Origin of the sequence: Asticcacaulis sp. AC466, from assembly GCF_000495815.1 — a bacterium.
GTDB lineage: Bacteria > Pseudomonadota > Alphaproteobacteria > Caulobacterales > Caulobacteraceae > Asticcacaulis.
The window spans coordinates 319,301-334,166 of the sequence record NZ_AWGE01000006.1; the positions used below are offsets into that span (position 1 = coordinate 319,301).

The window sequence follows — 14,866 nt, forward strand, 5'->3', positions numbered from 1 at the left end:
TTAGTTTCCCGCCTTCTTCAGGTTGGCGAAATGGGCGTCTTCGATGGCCTTCACCTCTTCGGCGGGCACATAATAGTCGCGGTTTTCATTAAAGGTGTGGGCGATGCCAAGGCCGATCATGACCAGCAGGGCGCCGCCCGCCATCCACCAGATGTGCCAGACGAGACCGAAGCCTAGGCCGGCGCTGACGATGCCGATCAGGAAGCCCGTGGGCGTATTGTGCGGCATGTGGATGGGTTCATAGCTTTTGGGCTGCACGTAGGCTGTGCCGGTCTGCTTGGCGTCCCAGAAGGCGTCATGGTTGCCGACCTTAGGCAGGACGGCGAAGTTGTAGAAGGGCGGCGGGGAAGAGGTTGCCCATTCCAGCGTACGGCCATCCCACGGATCGCCCGTCAGGTCGCGCAGTTCGTCGCGCTTCCAGATCGAGTAAACAATCTGAACGATCTGCGCGATGATGCCGACAAAGATCAGAAGGGCGCCGCAGAGAGCGACGATAAGATAGATGTGCCAGACCGGATTGTTGACGAAGTCGAGACGGCGGGTCATGCCCATCAAGCCTAGCGCGTAGAGTGGCAGGAAGGCGATGTAGAAGCCGATCAGCCAGCACCAGAACGACACCTTGCCGATACCGACGTGCAGCTTGAAGCCGAACGTCTTGGGGAACCAGTAGTTCAGGCCGGCGATGCAGCCGAACACGACGCCGCCGATGATGACGTTGTGGAAGTGGGCAATCAGGAAGACCGAGTTGTGCAGGACGAAATCGGCGCCGGGCACGGCCATCAGAACGCCGGTCATGCCGCCGATCACGAAGGTGATGATGAAGCCCAGCGTCCACAGCATCGGCAATTCGAGGCGCACGCGGCCGCGGTACAGGGTGAATAGCCAGTTGAAGATCTTCACCCCCGTTGGGATGGAGATAATCATGGTGGTGATGCCGAAGAAGGCGTTCACATTGGCACCGGCGCCCATGGTGAAGAAGTGGTGCAGCCAGACGAGGAAGGACAAAATGCCGATGGCGAAGGTCGCGTAGACCATGCCGTCATAACCAAACAGGCGCTTGCGCGAGAAGGTCGCGACGACTTCGGAGAAGACACCGAAGGCGGGCAGGATGAGAATATAGACTTCGGGGTGACCCCAGGCCCAGATCAGGTTGACGTACATCATGGGATTGCCGCCACCGTCATTGGTGAAGAAGTGCATGCCCAGATACCGGTCGGCGCCCAGCAGAGCCAGGGTAACGGTCAGGATCGGGAAGGCGGCCACGATCAGCATGTTGGCGACCAGGGTGGTCCAGGTGAAGATCGGCATGCGCATCATGGTCATGCCCGGCGCGCGCATCTTGAAGATGGTCGTAATCAGGTTGACCCCTGACAACAGCGTCCCCAGCCCGGAAATCTGCAAGGCCCAGATATAATAGTCCGTGCCGACCCCGGGAGAGAATTCCAATTCCGACAGCGGCGGATAGGCCAGCCAGCCGGCGTGCGAAAACTCACCGATGACCAGGGAGGCATTGATCAGGATGGCGCCGGCGGCGGTCAGCCAGAAGCTCATCGAGTTCAGGTACGGGAAGGCGACGTCACGGGCGCCGATCTGCAACGGCATGACGATGTTCATCAGGCCGATGACGAAGGGCATGGCCATGAAGAAGATCATGATGACGCCGTGCGCGGAGAAGATCTGGTCGAAGTGTTCGGGCGGCAGGTAGCCAGCCCCGCCGGCTGATGCGAGGGCCTGCTGGCTGCGCATCATCAAGGCGTCGGCAAAACCGCGCAGAAGCATGATCAGGGCCAGGATGATGTACATCGCGCCGATCTTCTTATGGTCGACGCTGGTCAGCCACTCGGTCCAGACATAGGTCCACTTCTTGAAGTAGGTGGTCAGGCCAAGGACGAGGATGGCAGCGCCAACCATACCGGCGCCAGCGATCATGATGATCGGTTCATGCCAGGGCACGGAATCGAGGCGAAGCTTGCCGAACAACAGGTTCAGCAAGGGAGTGTCGGGTGACATAGCGGGTATATTATGAGCGGGAGCGGTGAGCATTGGCACTCTACTAAATCTTGGGGGCGACAGCGCCGTTCAGCGCCACGTTCGACTGGGTTTGCTTCGTGGTCGGCGTTTGGCCGGCGCGTTGCTTGGCATCTTCCGGCGCCTCACAGAATTTGGCGTCGGGATCGAGTGTCTTCATTCGGGCAAGGTTGACGGAGTCGTCCTTGCAAAGCGAACCATCGGCGCAGCCATTGAGGATCTTGTGGAAGAGTTGTGGGGCAACCGAGGTGAAATAGGTCGGCCGGTTGAACATGCCGGGCTTTGCCAGTGACAGGTAGGTTGCGGAATCAAGTGCTTGGCCTGAGGTGCGTGCCTTTGCGATCCAGGCATCGAAATCCGTGTCTGACAGGGCGTGGGCCTGGAACTTCATGCCGGCGAAGCCTTCGCCGCTGTAATTGGCCGAAATGCCGTCATAGACGCCTTCATGGTCGGCGCGCAGGCTGAGTTGGGTCTGCATCCCGGTCATGGTGTAGATCTGGCTGCCCAGTTGCGGGATGAAAAAGGAATTCATTACCGAGGCCGAGGTCAGCTTGAAATGGACGGGCGTGCCGACCGGCATGGCCATTTCGTTGACCGTGGCGATGCCGTATTGCGGGTAGATGAACAGCCACTTCCAATCGAGCGAGACGACCTCGACCTCAATCGGCTTGGCGTCCGGCTTGTGCGCCGCCGCCTGCACCTTGACGTGCGGGTCCAGTTCGTGGGTCGATATCCATGTGACCGTGCCCAGGGCGATGATGATCAGGGTCGGAACGGCCCAAACCACCGCTTCGATGCGGTTGGAGTGTTCGAAGTCTGGATCATAGGTAGCCTTGGTGTTCGAGGCGCGATACCGCCAGGCGAACCACAGGGTCATGACGATAACCGGTATGACCGGGATCAGCATGAGGAGGACGGCCAGGATGATCAGGTCCTTTTCGGCAAGACCGACGGGGCCTTTAGGGTCCAGGATCGCCATTTGGCACCCACTCAACATGGCGGCTCCGGCGCCAAGCGCCAGGAGGCCCACGCCTCTTTTTATGCTGCGACGCAGCATATTGCTGTGCGGGCTTGATTGTTCAGGTAAACGGAAACGGCGCTTTAAAGCGGCCGCGAAGTCAAAATCAGACACGAGATAAAACCTATTACACACAAGGGCGTACGGGCGCGGCACGGCCGGCCGCATCTTTGATCCTTTGGTGCTGAACAGGAAAAACGCACTGACATCAAGTGTCAAAATGTCGCAAGGGGGAAGATATTTTTTCGCAAATGCGTAAAAATTGATCGCCGAGCGAAAGAGAATATTTTTTCAAATTTGTCAAAAAACGCCGTCACGCCAGCGACCGCGTGATAAAATTTTCGTCAAAAGCTTGAATAAGGTGTTGCAAAAACTCACTTTAAAGATAGCATTGGACAAATTGACGCATGCGTTAATTTGCTGGCCAAGGAGAAAAGTAATGGCGACAATTTCGACGGCTACACGTATTTACCGGTTTGGTCCTGCGGTCAGAATTCTGACTGTTGTTGCGGCGGTGGGACTAATTGCCGCAGGCATTTGGGAAATCGCCAACGCGTTCAGCGCGCATAATGGCGTCATTCAGCAGTTTTTCGGGATCGTTCTGGGCATGGTGCCTGTTGCTCTGGCGCTTTTCGGCGCCCCGGCCGTGCTGAGATGCCAGCTTGAAGTGCATGAAGATCGCCTGGAGTATCAAGGGTTGCTGATTGAAGCGTCCATCCCCCGTTCCGCCATCGTCGATGCCCTGTCACCGCGCGAAAGCTATGGTATGTTTTCGCTGTTCCTGACGGTTGCGGGCAAACCGTTTAAGCGGTTGCATATCGCTATCCTAGGCAAGAAGGACGAGGCGTTCGAGCGGTGGTACAGTGATCTTCCGCACGGACAGACCGCCAAGGTGTAGAATTTCGAAATCACCATACGAAAGGGCGCCCGCGTGGCGCCCTTTTTATTTGGGGGTTATGCCGCCGGGCCAGGGCCGCGACGCCATAACCATATGCCTGCACCCGCCAGCATCAAGGCGAGGCTGAACCAGGTCAGCGCATAAGCCAGATGGCTGTTGGGGAACTGAACTACGGTCATGCCGCCCTTCGGTAGTCCGCCGGGATTGTGTGTGGCGTCGGCGTCGATGAAATAGGGGGCGACGCTGCCGAGATGCCGTGCCCGGGCAATAGTCGCCACGTCGCGGCGATACCAGGCATCGTGATCGGGGTCATTTTCCTGCGAAAACAGCCATCCCTTTGTTTCCGACATACGCAGCAGGCCCGTCACCCGAACCTCTGCCTCCGATTGGCCGAGCGGCCGTGTCGCGGGCGCCTTTTTGTCCGTGGGGACATAGCCGCGATTGATAAAAACAATTGTGCCATCCGCCATCTTTAGCGGCGTCAATACCCAGTAACCGGCACCGAGTTCGGTCAGCGCATAGACCTGAGCTTCCGCCGCATTGAGATAGTGCCCCTCTATCGTCACATGGCGGTACTCGTCGGAAGACTTCGACAGCCCCGCCCATTGCCCGGGGCCGGGGGCGGGTATTGCCGGCGCCGTTGTCCGTTCGTTCACCTGCGCGATAAGGTGGGTTTTCCACGCCAGGCGCTGCAATTGCCAAACGCCCAGGGCGGTCAGGCCGGCTACCGACAGAATAAGCAGAATAGCGAAAGCAATACGGCGCATGGCGGCCCCTTTATCGACAGGTATCGCGCCCGTTCGTGGGCAAATGGCACGGTTTGCTCGCTTTATCACAGGCGCCAGATATCTCAATGTCGCGCTGTTGCTCTGTTCACGCCGCCAGGTGCCTTCACACGCGCTACGACCCTATAATCACATAGATGGTGCGGTCTTAAGTTCCTTTTAAATACTAACAAACAAACTGAATGCATGGAGCATACCCAGTCAAAGTACGATTTTATAGACGTCGTTCGCGCATGTGCCGCTGTCTTCGTCGTAGTATCGCACATACAGCAGATAGTGATTGACCGTCCTTTGTCAGCGGGAATTATAAATCGGGCTCTAAGCTTCGCGACAACCCAAGGGGAAAACGCAGTTATTGTCTTCTTCGTTATTTCCGGCTTTTGGATTATTCGCAGCGTGATCAGGTCCGGCGAGGCGTTTTCGTGGGGAAGCTATCTGCTGGCTCGATTGACCAGGCTATGGGTTGTCTTGTTGCCGGCGCTCGTACTCGGGGGCGTACTGGATTTTCTGGGAACGACCTGGTTTCCGTCGGCCCTGTATAATGGCACGCAAGGAGCGGTTTCTCTTACCAATTCGGTCAGCCAGTCCCTCGGACCTGTGACGTTCCTTGGCAACCTTGCCTTCCTGCAACGTCTATTGGTGAACACCTTCGGCTCTAACGGCCCTCTTTGGAGCTTGGGCTGCGAATTCTGGTACTATATCTATTTTCCGGCGCTCTGGCTTTTGCTGAAATCTAAAAAACTTTACTTCATCTTGCCGGCGCTCGCTTTTTTGCCGTTCATTCCCGGCTTTCATCTTTTTGGTATCTGGCTGCTCGGAGGCGTAGTTTACTTTTTCGCAGAAAACCGTCCGCTCAAATTTCAGGCCACCGGTGCACATGTCGGTCTGAGCTTGCTAATATTCCTGAGCAGCCTAGGGGTTGCCAATCTTATCAACGACCAAAAGATTATAGCTAATGCTTTGGTCGGGATCAGCTTTGCTGCATTGCTCTATTGCGCCCTGACGGCGAAGCTTAGAATGCCAAAGGTTCTGTTGCCGGTCGCGCGATTCGGGGCCACGTCTTCCTACTCACTTTATGCCATGCATTTCCCCCTGATTGTTTTTGTACTGAACTTCATTGTGCCGGAGCACCGACTGGCGGCTAATTGGTTCAGTTGGCTGCTTGTGTTCACTCTGCCAATTCTGGTGGGAATTATTGCATATGTCTTTTCAATAATGACCGAAGCGAACACGGAAAAGGTCAAAGCAGTGGTTCGTAAAGTGATTGCATTTTAGAGCGTTATCGACGGCGATACGGCCATTACAAATCACTTAGCACCTTATTTCTATAAGGCGAACCTGACGGCTAGAAATGTACAAAATGGCGGAAGGAATGGTGGAGCTAAGCGGATTCGAACCGCTGGCCTCCTCATTGCGAACGAGGCGCTCTACCAACTGAGCTATAGCCCCATGCCTTCCGGAAGGAGTTGTCTTAATAAGCGAACTTCGCGGCCTGTCAAGCAGCCATTAACTTGCGCCCGCTATGGAAGTGCCTATATTCACAGAAGTTCAGTCGACTATTAAGAAATTACAAGGGGCGCGCGCGGCATGACCAACTTTATCGCATTTATCGTTTACGGTCTTTTCAGCGTCGTCATATGGGCCCTGATCCTGAGCGCCATCCTGAGTTGGCTGGTGGCCTTCAACATCATCAATACCCGCAACCGTGGCGTCTACATGATCATGGATATCCTCGACCGGATTACGACGCCGATCCTGGCGCCATTCCGGGCCGTTATCCCCCCTATGGGCGGGCTTGATATCAGCTTTATCGTCGCCTTCCTGGTTATTCAGGGCATGCGCAATTTCCTGTTGCCGCCCGCTTTTGAAACCCTGCGGCAGCTCATTGGCTAGGCTATATGTGCGCTTGACGCCGAAGGCCGCCGCCGAGCGGATCGACGGATGGGATGCGGACGACAAGGGCCGCCGCTATCTTAAGGTACGCGTCCGGGCCGCGCCTATTGAAGGCAAGGCCAATGACGCCCTGCTGGCCTTTCTGGCAAAGACCCTAAAGCTACCGAAGTCGCGTCTGACTCTGGCGTCCGGCGATACGTCACGGCTGAAACAGATAGAGATTGACGGGCTGGACGACGCCGATTTGGACGGCCTGGCCGCGACATCTTCTCCAAAAAAATAAGGGGACTGGAGTTGCCTCCAATCCCCAGTTCACCCTTTGCGAGGGATTAGAGCACTTTCCGGAAAAGTGTGACGCACTTTTCGGATCAAAAAGTGCGTCAAAACAAAAATCTACGCGGCGACGGATGCGGCCGCGCGAATTTGGTCATTGATGGCCTGTGAGACCTGAGAGCCCGAAGCGGTGCCGCCCAGATCGCGGGTCAGGACACCCTTTTCGACGATCGCATCAATTGCCGCGTCCAGTGCGTCAGCTTCCGTCAGCAGATTGAGCGAAAAGCGCAGCAACATGGCCACCGACTTCAGCGTGCCGATCGGATTGGCCAAATCCTTCCCGGCGATATCCGGGGCCGAGCCGTGGATGGGCTCGTAGAGGCCCTGGCCGGTTGCACCCAGCGAGGCGGAGCCCAACAGGCCGATGGAGCCCGGGAGGACCGACGCGAGATCGGACAGGATGTCGCCGAACATGTTTTCCGTGACCACGACGTCGAACGAGGTCGGACGGGTGACCAGGTGCATGGCCATGGAATCCACCAGATTGTGTTCCAGCTCGACATCGGCATATTCGGCCTTGTGCAGGCGGATAACCGTCTCACGCCACAGGCGCGAGGTTTCGATGACATTGGCCTTATCGACGCTGGTCACCTTGTTGCGGCGCTTGCGGGCGGCTTCGAAGGCGACGCGGGCGACGCGTTCGACTTCGGCGACCGTATAGACGCATTCGTCGGTGGCCGAGGTTTCGGTGCGGGTCTGCTTGCCGAAATAAAGACCGCCGGTCAATTCGCGGACGATCAGCATGTCGGCGCCCTGGACCACTTCGGCCTTCAGCGGCGAGCGATGCACCTGCGAGGCCTTGACCTCCATCGGGCGCAAATTGGCGAACAGGCCCATCGACTTGCGCACCGCCAGAAGACCCTGCTCCGGGCGCATCTTGCCCAGGTCCCACTTCGGACCGCCAACGGCGCCGAGCAGCACGGCGTCGGCCGCCAGGCAGGCCTTGTCCGTCTCTTCCGGGTAAGGGTTATTGTCGGTGTCGATGGCAATGCCGCCGATGCGCTTTTCGTCGAAATTGAAGCTGTGGCCGTAGACCTCGCCGATGACTTTCAGCGCCGATACGCCGGCGGCGGCAACTTCCGGACCGATGCCGTCACCCGGCAGCACAACGATATTATAGGTACCCATCAGGCGGCCTTTCCGTTCGATTGTTCGTATTGTTCGATTTGCGGCAGGCGCTTGATCAGCCAGCCCATGGCGTCAACCCCTTCGAGTAGGCACTGACGGGCGAATTCTTCGACCTGGAAGTGGAAGACCGTGCCGTCTTCGAGCGACAGTTCGCAGGATTCCAGGTTGATGGTGACGCGCTGTTGCGGATTGGCCAGCAGCTTGTCGTAGGTGGCCTTATCGACGACGACGGGCAGCAGGCCGTTTTTCAGCGAGTTCGACTTGAAGATGTCGGCGATTTCCGTCGAGATCACCGCCTTGAAGCCGTAATCCATCAACGCCCACGGTGCATGTTCGCGCGACGAGCCGCAGCCGAGATTGTTGCCGGCCACCAGCACCTGATGCTCCTGCGCATCGATCTGGTTGAGGATGAAATCCTTGTCCGAGCCATCGGCGTTGTAGCGCCAGTCGTTGAAGGCGACCTTGCCCAGACCGGCCTTGGTGGTGGTCGTCAGGAAGCGCGCCGGGATGATCTGATCGGTATCGATATTCGCTTCGGGCAGAACGACGATGCGCGACGAAAAGGTATTGACGGGTTCTTGATTGCTCATCTTATGCGCTTTCCAGAGCCATGAATTGACGGGGATCGGCGACATGGCCGGCGATGGCGGAAGCCGCGGCCGTGGCCGGTGAGGCCAGGACGGTGCGCGAGCCCGGACCCTGGCGACCTTCGAAATTGCGGTTGGATGTCGAAACGGCCAACTGGCCCGGCAGGACGAAATCGCCGTTCATGGCGATGCACATCGAACAGCCCGGCAAACGCCATTCGGCGCCCGCGTCGGTGAAGATCTTGTCCAGGCCTTCCTTTTCGGCTTCGATACGGACCCATTCGGAGCCCGGCACGACGAGGGCGCGCACGCCTTCGGCGACATGGCGGCCCTTGAAGATTTCAGCGGCGGCGCGCAGGTCGGCCATGCGGCCATTGGTGCACGAACCGATGAAGACGACATCGACCTTGGCGACATCGCGGCTGTCGCCGCCATGCAGGCCCATATATTTCAGGGCGCGTTCCTGGTCTTCGTTGGTGGCGACCGGGACGCCCTTGACGATCGGCGCGCCCTGGTCTGGCGAGGTGCCCCAGGTGGCCATGGGCTCGATGGCGGAGCCGTCGATACGGATTTCCTTATCGAAGACGGCGCCGTCGTCCGACTTGAGCGCCAGCCATTGCTGGGCGGCGGTTTCGTAAGCCTCGCCTTGCGGCACATATTCCCGGCCACGCAGCCATTCGACCGTCTTCTGGTCGGGCGCGATCATGCCGCAGCGTGCGCCGGCTTCGATGGACAGGTTGCAGACCGTCATGCGGCCTTCCATGTCGAGGTCGCGGATAACGTCGCCGGCATATTCCAGCGCATAGCCGGTGCCGCCGGAGAAGCCGAGCGTGGCGATGACGGTGAGGGCGACATCCTTGCCCGTCACGCCCGGTTGCAGCTTGCCGTCGATGGTGATGCGCATGGTCTTGGGCTTGCGCTGGGCCAGGCATTGGGTGGCCAGGACGTGGCCGACTTCCGAGGTGCCGATGCCGAAGGCGATGCAGCCGAAAGCGCCGTGGGTGGAGGTATGGCTGTCGCCGCAAACAACAGTGTAGCCAGGCTGGGTCAGGCCCATTTCCGGTCCGATAACGTGGACGACGCCCCGGTTTTCCGCGTCGTAGCCGAACAGGCGCACGCCATTATTGGCGGCATTGCGTTCCAGGGTTTCGACCTGCTTTTTCGCCTGTTCCGTGACGTAAGGCCGGTTGCCCTGGGCATCCGGGCGCAAGGTCGGAATGGAATGGTCGAGCGTCGCGAAGGTGCGGTCCGGGCGGCGGACCTTCAGGCCGCGCGCTTCCAGTTCGGAAAAGGCCTGCGGGCTCGTGACTTCGTGGACCAGGTGCAGGTCGACATACAGCACGGCGGGGCTGGTGGCGCCCTCCGGCTCGACGACGTGCGCGTCCCATACTTTTTCAAACAGCGATTTAGCGGTCATGGGTCTCTCGTTTTAGAGCGTCATGCCGAAAAGTGGACGCCACTTTTCGGGAAACAGAATGCGTAATCAGGACAAGCGAGAGCCCCCACCACCCCGCCGCAAGGGCGGCGCGGTCCCCCTCCCCAATAGATTGGGGAGGTACAAGATTTTTTGCGCTTCTCTTGAACCTCCCTGGCTTGCCGGGGAGGGGGACCGCACGACGCGCTAAAGGCACGTTGCGGTGGTGGGGTCTCTTACTTTACAAACTTATTCGGCCGGAACGGTCGCCTGGACCGGGTCCAGCCAGCCGAAGCGGTCTTCCGTCGTGCCGTTGAACAGGCCATGGAACAGGGTCATCAATCGCTTGGTGACCTTGCCGGGACCTGCGGCGCGGGTGGGGATGTCATCGACGCTGCGGATCGGGGTGATTTCCGCCGCCGTGCCGCACATGAAGATTTCGTCGGCCAGATACATCATCTCGCGCGGCAGGGCCTGTTCGACGACTTCAAAACCGTCGGCCTTGGCCAGCTTGATGATCGAGTCGCGGGTGATCCCGCCCAGGATGGAGGCGGCGACCGGCGGTGTGTGGATCTTGCCGTTCATGATGAGGAACAGGTTTTCACCGGCGCCTTCCGACAGACGGCCATCCGTGCCCAGGCCGATGCCTTCGGCATAGCCACGGCCGCGCGCTTCCTTGCCGATCAGGTAGGACGACAGATAGTTGCCGCCCATCTTGGCCGCAGTGGGAATGGTGTTCGGCGCGGCGCGCTGCCACGACGAAACGCAAACGTCCACGCCCTTCAGCAGGCCTTCTTCGCCGAGATAGGCGCCCCACGGAAAGGCGGCGATGGCCAGGTCGACCTTGATATTATCGCCCTTCGGCGTAACGCCCAGGCCGTTTTCACCCAGGAAGGCGACCGGACGCCAGTAGGCGCTTTTCAGGCCATTGGCGGTAAGGGTATCCTTACACGCCTGGACCATCTGCTCAAGGGTATAGGGGATCTTGATGCCGTAAATGCGGGCGGAATCTTCCAGGCGGACCAGGTGGTCACGCAGACGGAAGCCGACCGAACCGTTCGGCGTATCATAGGCGCGGATGCCTTCGAAGACAGAGGTGCCGTAGTGCAGGGCGTGGGTCAGGACGTGGACATTCGCGTCCTCCCAGGCCAGCATTTGGCCGTTCATCCAGATTTTGTCAGCGAGTTTTGTCATGTGTTTGCAGCAATCTTTATAGGAGTGGTATCTGGGGCAACGTCTTTACGCTCATTCGCGAGCGCCAAGAAGACGGATTTTTCAAACGCATCGCATAATGCGCGCAATCCGGCCCATACCGGGTCGGGGCCGCGACCACGGCCCCGATAAACCTCTCCCTTGATATTGAGACTGATTTCGGCAAACGCGCCGCCTTCGAAATCGAACCCGGCCTGGGTGATTTCGCAGTCGGCAACCTGCGCCGTGATGCCATAGGCCTTGCTCAGCGCATCCATGCCGGCCTCGAAGGCATTGCTGCCTTCGCCGCGCACCGTTTGCAACGACCGGTCGTCGTGCAACAGGTCGAGCGCGATGTCGGTACGGTCACGGATGACCTGGGTGCGGACGCCGGAGATACGCGCCGTATCGCCATGCGCATTGGTCCGGTTGAGCAGCGACTTCAGTTCGTTTTCGTCGATCTCACCGATTTCATCGGCGCGGCGCTTGAAGGCCTGGAAGACCTCGGTCAGCGCCTTGTCGTCGAGGACATGGCCCATGGCCGCGGCCTGCTTGGCAATGGCGTGGCGGCCGGAATGTTTGCCCAGCACCATGTTCGACTTTTCCAGGCCGACATCTTCCGGGCGCATGATTTCGTAGGTGCGGGCATCGTTCAGCATGCCGTGCTGATGGATGCCGCTTTCGTGCGCAAAAGCGTTCTTGCCGACGATGGCCTTGTTGCGGACCATGACGCTGCCGGTGGCGCGCGACAACATGCGCGACACGCCGGTCAGCTTGGTGGTGTCGATGCCGGTCGTGACGCTGTACAGGTCCGGGCGGACCTTGAGCGCCATGACGACTTCTTCCAGCGAACAATTGCCCGCCCGTTCACCGATACCGTTGATCGTGCATTCGATCTGACGCGCGCCGGCATCAATCGCCGACAAGGTGTTGGCGACGGCCAGACCCAGGTCGTTATGGCAGTGCGCCGAGTAGACCATGTCCGGATGGCCGGTGATCTGCGACTTCAATGCCGTGAAGATGCGGAAGATTTCGTTCGGCGTCGAATAGCCGACCGTATCGGGGATGTTCAGCGTCGTCGCACCGGCATCGGCAACCGCCTGGCAGATTTCGGTCAGGAAATCCGGCTCCGTGCGGATGGCATCCTCCGGCGAAAACTCGACCTCGTCGAACAGCTTCGCGGCATAGGACACGGCGCGGACGCCGATTTCCAGCACCTCGTCGCGGGTCTTCTTCAGCTTGGCGGCGCGATGGATGGGCGACGTCGCCAGGAAGATATGAACGCGCGACCGCTTGGCGGGTTCGAGCGCCCGGGCGGCGGCATCGAGATCGGATTCCAGCGCGCGTGACAATGAACAGAAGGTCGGGCCTTCGACTTCCGAGGCCACGGCGTGCAGGGCGGCTTCGTCGCCGGGAGAGGAAGCGGCGAAACCCGCCTCGATGATGTCTACGCCCAGTTCCTTGAGCGCGTGGGCCATCATCAGCTTTTCCTTTACGCCGAGGGAAAAGCCGGGCGCCTGTTCACCGTCGCGCAGACTGGTGTCGAAGACGAGGATACGATTCGGGTCCTGAAGCGGACTGACATAGCTCATGCATTTATCTTTGCTTTGGGCTCTGTAGGCGATGGCGCGGCCTGACCCCTCGGGTCACTGGCCAGGCGCTTGATGCCGTACAGGCGATCGATCTGAAGGCCCAGGATATCCAGGCTGCGGGATAGGTCGCGCGGCCGCACTGTCAGAGACAGGCCGCGCTTGTCCTCGCCGAGATCGTAGAGTTCAGCACCGTCGATGTTGAAACCCCGTCTCTCGACGAGGCCCAGAATTCGCAGCAGGGAGCCTTCCAGGCGATCCAGCTCAATATGAATCAAGTGGCTCATCCCAACGCTCCTCCATCATTTCAGCATTCGAAGCGCCCGGCGGCACAAGCGGCCAGACGTTCTCTCTCGGGTCAATCAACACATGCAACAGGGTCGGGCCTTCGGCGGCCAGAAGCTTGTCCAGCGCACCTTCGACCTCATGGCGATGGGTGATGCGGAACGCGCTCAGGCCGAAGGCCTTGGCGACCTCGACGAAGTCGGGATTGTCCGACAGGTCGATTTCGCTGTAATTTTCCTGATAGAACAGTTCCTGCCACTGGCGCACCAGGCCGAGCGAGGAATTGTCGAGCAGGACGATCTTCAGGGGGATGTTATAGCGGTTTAAGGTCGCCATCTCCTGAATGTTCATCATGAAGGAGCCGTCGCCCGATATGGTGACGACATGGTGGTCGGGCTTTGCCAGCTTGGCGCCGACGCCGGCCGGCAGGCCATAGCCCATGGCGCCGGACCCGCCCGAAGTCAGATGGGCGCGATTGTGCGCGAATTCGCAGTGCTGGGCGACCCACATCTGGTGCTGGCCCACGTCGCAGGCGGCAATGAACTTGTCACCGGCCTTTTCCGACAGGGATTTCAGCAGACCGGGGGCGTAGATGCCCTTGCCCGGCGCATTGTATTTGAAGCGGTGTTCCCACTTGTCAGCCTTGCACTTTTCGACCCACTTCTGGATCGCAGGCATTTTCGGGTTCAGGCCGGCAATGGTCTTTTTCAAGTCGCCGACGATGGCGACATCGGCCTTGCGCAGCTTGTTGATCTCGGCCGGATCGATGTCGGCATGGATGATCTTGGCGTTGGGCGCAAAGGCGTTGAGCTTGCCCGTGGCGCGGTCGTCGAACCGGGCGCCCAGGGCGATCAGCAGGTCGGCGTCCTGAACGGCGATATTGGCGGCGCGGGTGCCGTGCATGCCCAACATGCCGAGATAGAGATCGGCGGTGGTCGGCAGGGTGCCGATGCCCTTCAAGGTCGAAACGGCAGGAATACCCGTGCGGGCGACCAGGTCGCGCACTTCCTTAGAAGCGTCGCCGATTTCGACACCGCCGCCGATATAGAGCAGCGGGTGCTTGGCCTGTTCGATCAGCTTTTCAGCGGCCTTGATCGCGCCGGCGTCGGGCGCAGGCGGGGTCCATTCCGGGAAGGAAGCGGCAGATGACACGGCGACATGGGCGGCGGCGACATCCTTCGGGATATCGACCAGGACGGGACCCGGGCGACCTTCGGCGGCGATGGCGAAGGCCTCGGCCAATATCGCCGGAATATCGGCGGGATCGCGGACCAGCCACGAATGCTTGACGATGGGCAGGCAGATGCCGAGGATATCGACTTCCTGGAAGCCGTCTGTGCCCATCAGGTGCGTGGCGACCTGGCCTGTTATGCAGACCACGGGCACGCTGTCCATATAGGCATTGGCTATACCGGTAATCAGATTGGTGGCGCCGGGGCCCGACGTTGCCATGCAGACGCCGACGCTGCCCGTGGCGCGCGCATAGGCGTCAGCGGCAAACGCCGCGCCCTGCTCATGGCGCACCAGGATATGCTTCAGGCCCGAACCGGCCAGCGCGTCATAGATGGGCATGATCGCCCCGCCTGGATAGCCGAATAGGGTCTCAACCCCCAGCGCTTTCAGCGTGGAGATGACCAGTTGGGCTCCGGTAGGTTGGTTGCTCATCAAAAAATCTCAGATCGTTCAAATAGAAGGGGTGCGGCGGGTCTGCCTATGA

Annotated in this window: 14 protein-coding genes and 1 tRNA gene; 4 read left to right on the plus strand and 11 right to left on the minus strand. The window is 59.4% G+C overall.

Annotation, left to right across the window (positions count from 1 at the left end; translation table 11 throughout):
• Together cyoB and cyoA are read right to left on the minus strand one after the other, a co-directional pair.
• Nucleotides 1-2,010 carry a cytochrome o ubiquinol oxidase subunit I gene (cyoB, locus tag AEAC466_RS30240; protein WP_200863949.1) on the minus strand — a complete coding sequence of 670 codons (2,010 nt, stop codon included), beginning with the start codon at nucleotides 2,008-2,010 and terminating at the stop codon, nucleotides 1-3.
• A gap of 43 nt (nucleotides 2,011-2,053) precedes the next feature.
• On the minus strand, nucleotides 2,054-3,085 hold the full coding sequence (gene cyoA, locus AEAC466_RS30245) for a ubiquinol oxidase subunit II (RefSeq protein ID WP_052025089.1): 1,032 nt from the start codon (nucleotides 3,083-3,085) through the stop codon (nucleotides 2,054-2,056).
• Between the two features lie 223 nt (nucleotides 3,086-3,308).
• Here cyoA and AEAC466_RS30250 point away from each other — a divergent pair, with 223 nt between their 5' ends.
• On the plus strand, nucleotides 3,309-3,944 hold the full coding sequence (locus AEAC466_RS30250; protein WP_155913543.1) for a hypothetical protein: 636 nt from the start codon (nucleotides 3,309-3,311) through the stop codon (nucleotides 3,942-3,944).
• Nucleotides 3,945-4,000: 56 nt separating this feature from the next.
• On the opposite strand, the gene AEAC466_RS30255 is transcribed toward AEAC466_RS30250, so the two are convergent.
• Complete coding sequence (locus tag AEAC466_RS30255) at nucleotides 4,001-4,711, minus strand: SURF1 family protein (RefSeq protein ID WP_023457546.1); 711 nt, start codon at nucleotides 4,709-4,711, stop codon at nucleotides 4,001-4,003.
• A 204-nt stretch (nucleotides 4,712-4,915) separates the two neighbouring features.
• Between AEAC466_RS30255 and AEAC466_RS30260 the strand changes: the two genes are divergently transcribed.
• Nucleotides 4,916-6,004, plus strand: coding sequence for an acyltransferase family protein (locus AEAC466_RS30260; RefSeq protein WP_023457547.1), 1,089 nt, complete (start codon nucleotides 4,916-4,918; stop codon nucleotides 6,002-6,004).
• Between the two features lie 98 nt (nucleotides 6,005-6,102).
• Here AEAC466_RS30260 and AEAC466_RS30265 read toward each other — a convergent pair.
• Nucleotides 6,103-6,178 (minus strand) — tRNA-Ala (locus tag AEAC466_RS30265).
• A 138-nt stretch (nucleotides 6,179-6,316) separates the two neighbouring features.
• Here AEAC466_RS30265 and AEAC466_RS30270 point away from each other — a divergent pair.
• Both AEAC466_RS30270 and AEAC466_RS30275 read left to right on the plus strand, forming a co-directional pair.
• Entirely contained in the window at nucleotides 6,317-6,622 is a 306-nt protein-coding gene (locus AEAC466_RS30270; RefSeq protein WP_023457548.1) for a YggT family protein, read from the plus strand.
• A complete protein-coding gene (locus tag AEAC466_RS30275) occupies nucleotides 6,615-6,905 on the plus strand; it encodes a DUF167 domain-containing protein (protein WP_031238473.1) in 291 nt (96 codons plus the stop codon). Before AEAC466_RS30270 ends, AEAC466_RS30275 begins: the two co-directional genes overlap by 8 nt.
• A gap of 110 nt (nucleotides 6,906-7,015) precedes the next feature.
• On the opposite strand, the gene leuB is transcribed toward AEAC466_RS30275, so the two are convergent.
• The 7 genes from leuB to ilvG all read right to left on the minus strand — a co-directional run bounded on the left by leuB (nucleotide 7,016) and on the right by ilvG (nucleotide 14,814).
• Nucleotides 7,016-8,083, minus strand: a complete 1,068-nt coding sequence (gene leuB / locus AEAC466_RS30280; RefSeq protein ID WP_023457550.1) for a 3-isopropylmalate dehydrogenase — start codon at nucleotides 8,081-8,083, stop codon at nucleotides 7,016-7,018.
• On the minus strand, nucleotides 8,083-8,673 hold the full coding sequence (leuD, locus tag AEAC466_RS30285; protein WP_023457551.1) for a 3-isopropylmalate dehydratase small subunit: 591 nt from the start codon (nucleotides 8,671-8,673) through the stop codon (nucleotides 8,083-8,085). The genes leuB and leuD overlap by 1 nt, the downstream gene beginning before the upstream one ends.
• A gap of 1 nt (nucleotide 8,674) precedes the next feature.
• Entirely contained in the window at nucleotides 8,675-10,087 is a 1,413-nt protein-coding gene (gene leuC / locus AEAC466_RS30290) for a 3-isopropylmalate dehydratase large subunit (protein WP_023457552.1), read from the minus strand.
• Nucleotides 10,088-10,333: 246 nt separating this feature from the next.
• Nucleotides 10,334-11,278, minus strand: coding sequence for a branched-chain amino acid transaminase (locus tag AEAC466_RS30295; RefSeq protein ID WP_023457553.1), 945 nt, complete (start codon nucleotides 11,276-11,278; stop codon nucleotides 10,334-10,336).
• Nucleotides 11,275-12,867, minus strand: a complete 1,593-nt coding sequence (locus tag AEAC466_RS30300) for a 2-isopropylmalate synthase (RefSeq protein ID WP_023457554.1) — start codon at nucleotides 12,865-12,867, stop codon at nucleotides 11,275-11,277. The genes AEAC466_RS30295 and AEAC466_RS30300 overlap by 4 nt, the downstream gene beginning before the upstream one ends.
• Nucleotides 12,864-13,151 (minus strand): ACT domain-containing protein, encoded by a 288-nt coding sequence (locus tag AEAC466_RS30305; protein WP_023457555.1) that lies wholly within the window; start codon nucleotides 13,149-13,151, stop codon nucleotides 12,864-12,866. The genes AEAC466_RS30300 and AEAC466_RS30305 overlap by 4 nt, the downstream gene beginning before the upstream one ends.
• Nucleotides 13,129-14,814, minus strand: coding sequence for an acetolactate synthase 2 catalytic subunit (ilvG, locus tag AEAC466_RS30310; protein ID WP_023457556.1), 1,686 nt, complete (start codon nucleotides 14,812-14,814; stop codon nucleotides 13,129-13,131). Before ilvG ends, AEAC466_RS30305 begins: the two co-directional genes overlap by 23 nt.
• Nucleotides 14,815-14,866 lie beyond the last annotated feature (52 nt).

Coding starts and splice junctions, on each gene's coding strand:
- cyoB (WP_200863949.1), bottom strand. CDS start 2,010: ATGTCACCCGACACTCCCTTGCTGAACCTGTTGTTCGGCAAGCTTCGC.
- cyoA (WP_052025089.1), bottom strand. CDS start 3,085: ATGCTGCGTCGCAGCATAAAAAGAGGCGTGGGCCTCCTGGCGCTTGGC.
- AEAC466_RS30255 (WP_023457546.1), bottom strand. CDS start 4,711: ATGCGCCGTATTGCTTTCGCTATTCTGCTTATTCTGTCGGTAGCCGGC.
- AEAC466_RS30260 (WP_023457547.1), top strand. CDS start 4,916: ATGGAGCATACCCAGTCAAAGTACGATTTTATAGACGTCGTTCGCGCA.
- AEAC466_RS30270 (WP_023457548.1), top strand. CDS start 6,317: ATGACCAACTTTATCGCATTTATCGTTTACGGTCTTTTCAGCGTCGTC.
- leuB (WP_023457550.1), bottom strand. CDS start 8,083: ATGGGTACCTATAATATCGTTGTGCTGCCGGGTGACGGCATCGGTCCG.
- leuD (WP_023457551.1), bottom strand. CDS start 8,673: ATGAGCAATCAAGAACCCGTCAATACCTTTTCGTCGCGCATCGTCGTT.
- leuC (WP_023457552.1), bottom strand. CDS start 10,087: ATGACCGCTAAATCGCTGTTTGAAAAAGTATGGGACGCGCACGTCGTC.
- AEAC466_RS30295 (WP_023457553.1), bottom strand. CDS start 11,278: ATGACAAAACTCGCTGACAAAATCTGGATGAACGGCCAAATGCTGGCC.
- AEAC466_RS30300 (WP_023457554.1), bottom strand. CDS start 12,867: ATGAGCTATGTCAGTCCGCTTCAGGACCCGAATCGTATCCTCGTCTTC.
- AEAC466_RS30305 (WP_023457555.1), bottom strand. CDS start 13,151: ATGAGCCACTTGATTCATATTGAGCTGGATCGCCTGGAAGGCTCCCTG.
- ilvG (WP_023457556.1), bottom strand. CDS start 14,814: ATGAGCAACCAACCTACCGGAGCCCAACTGGTCATCTCCACGCTGAAA.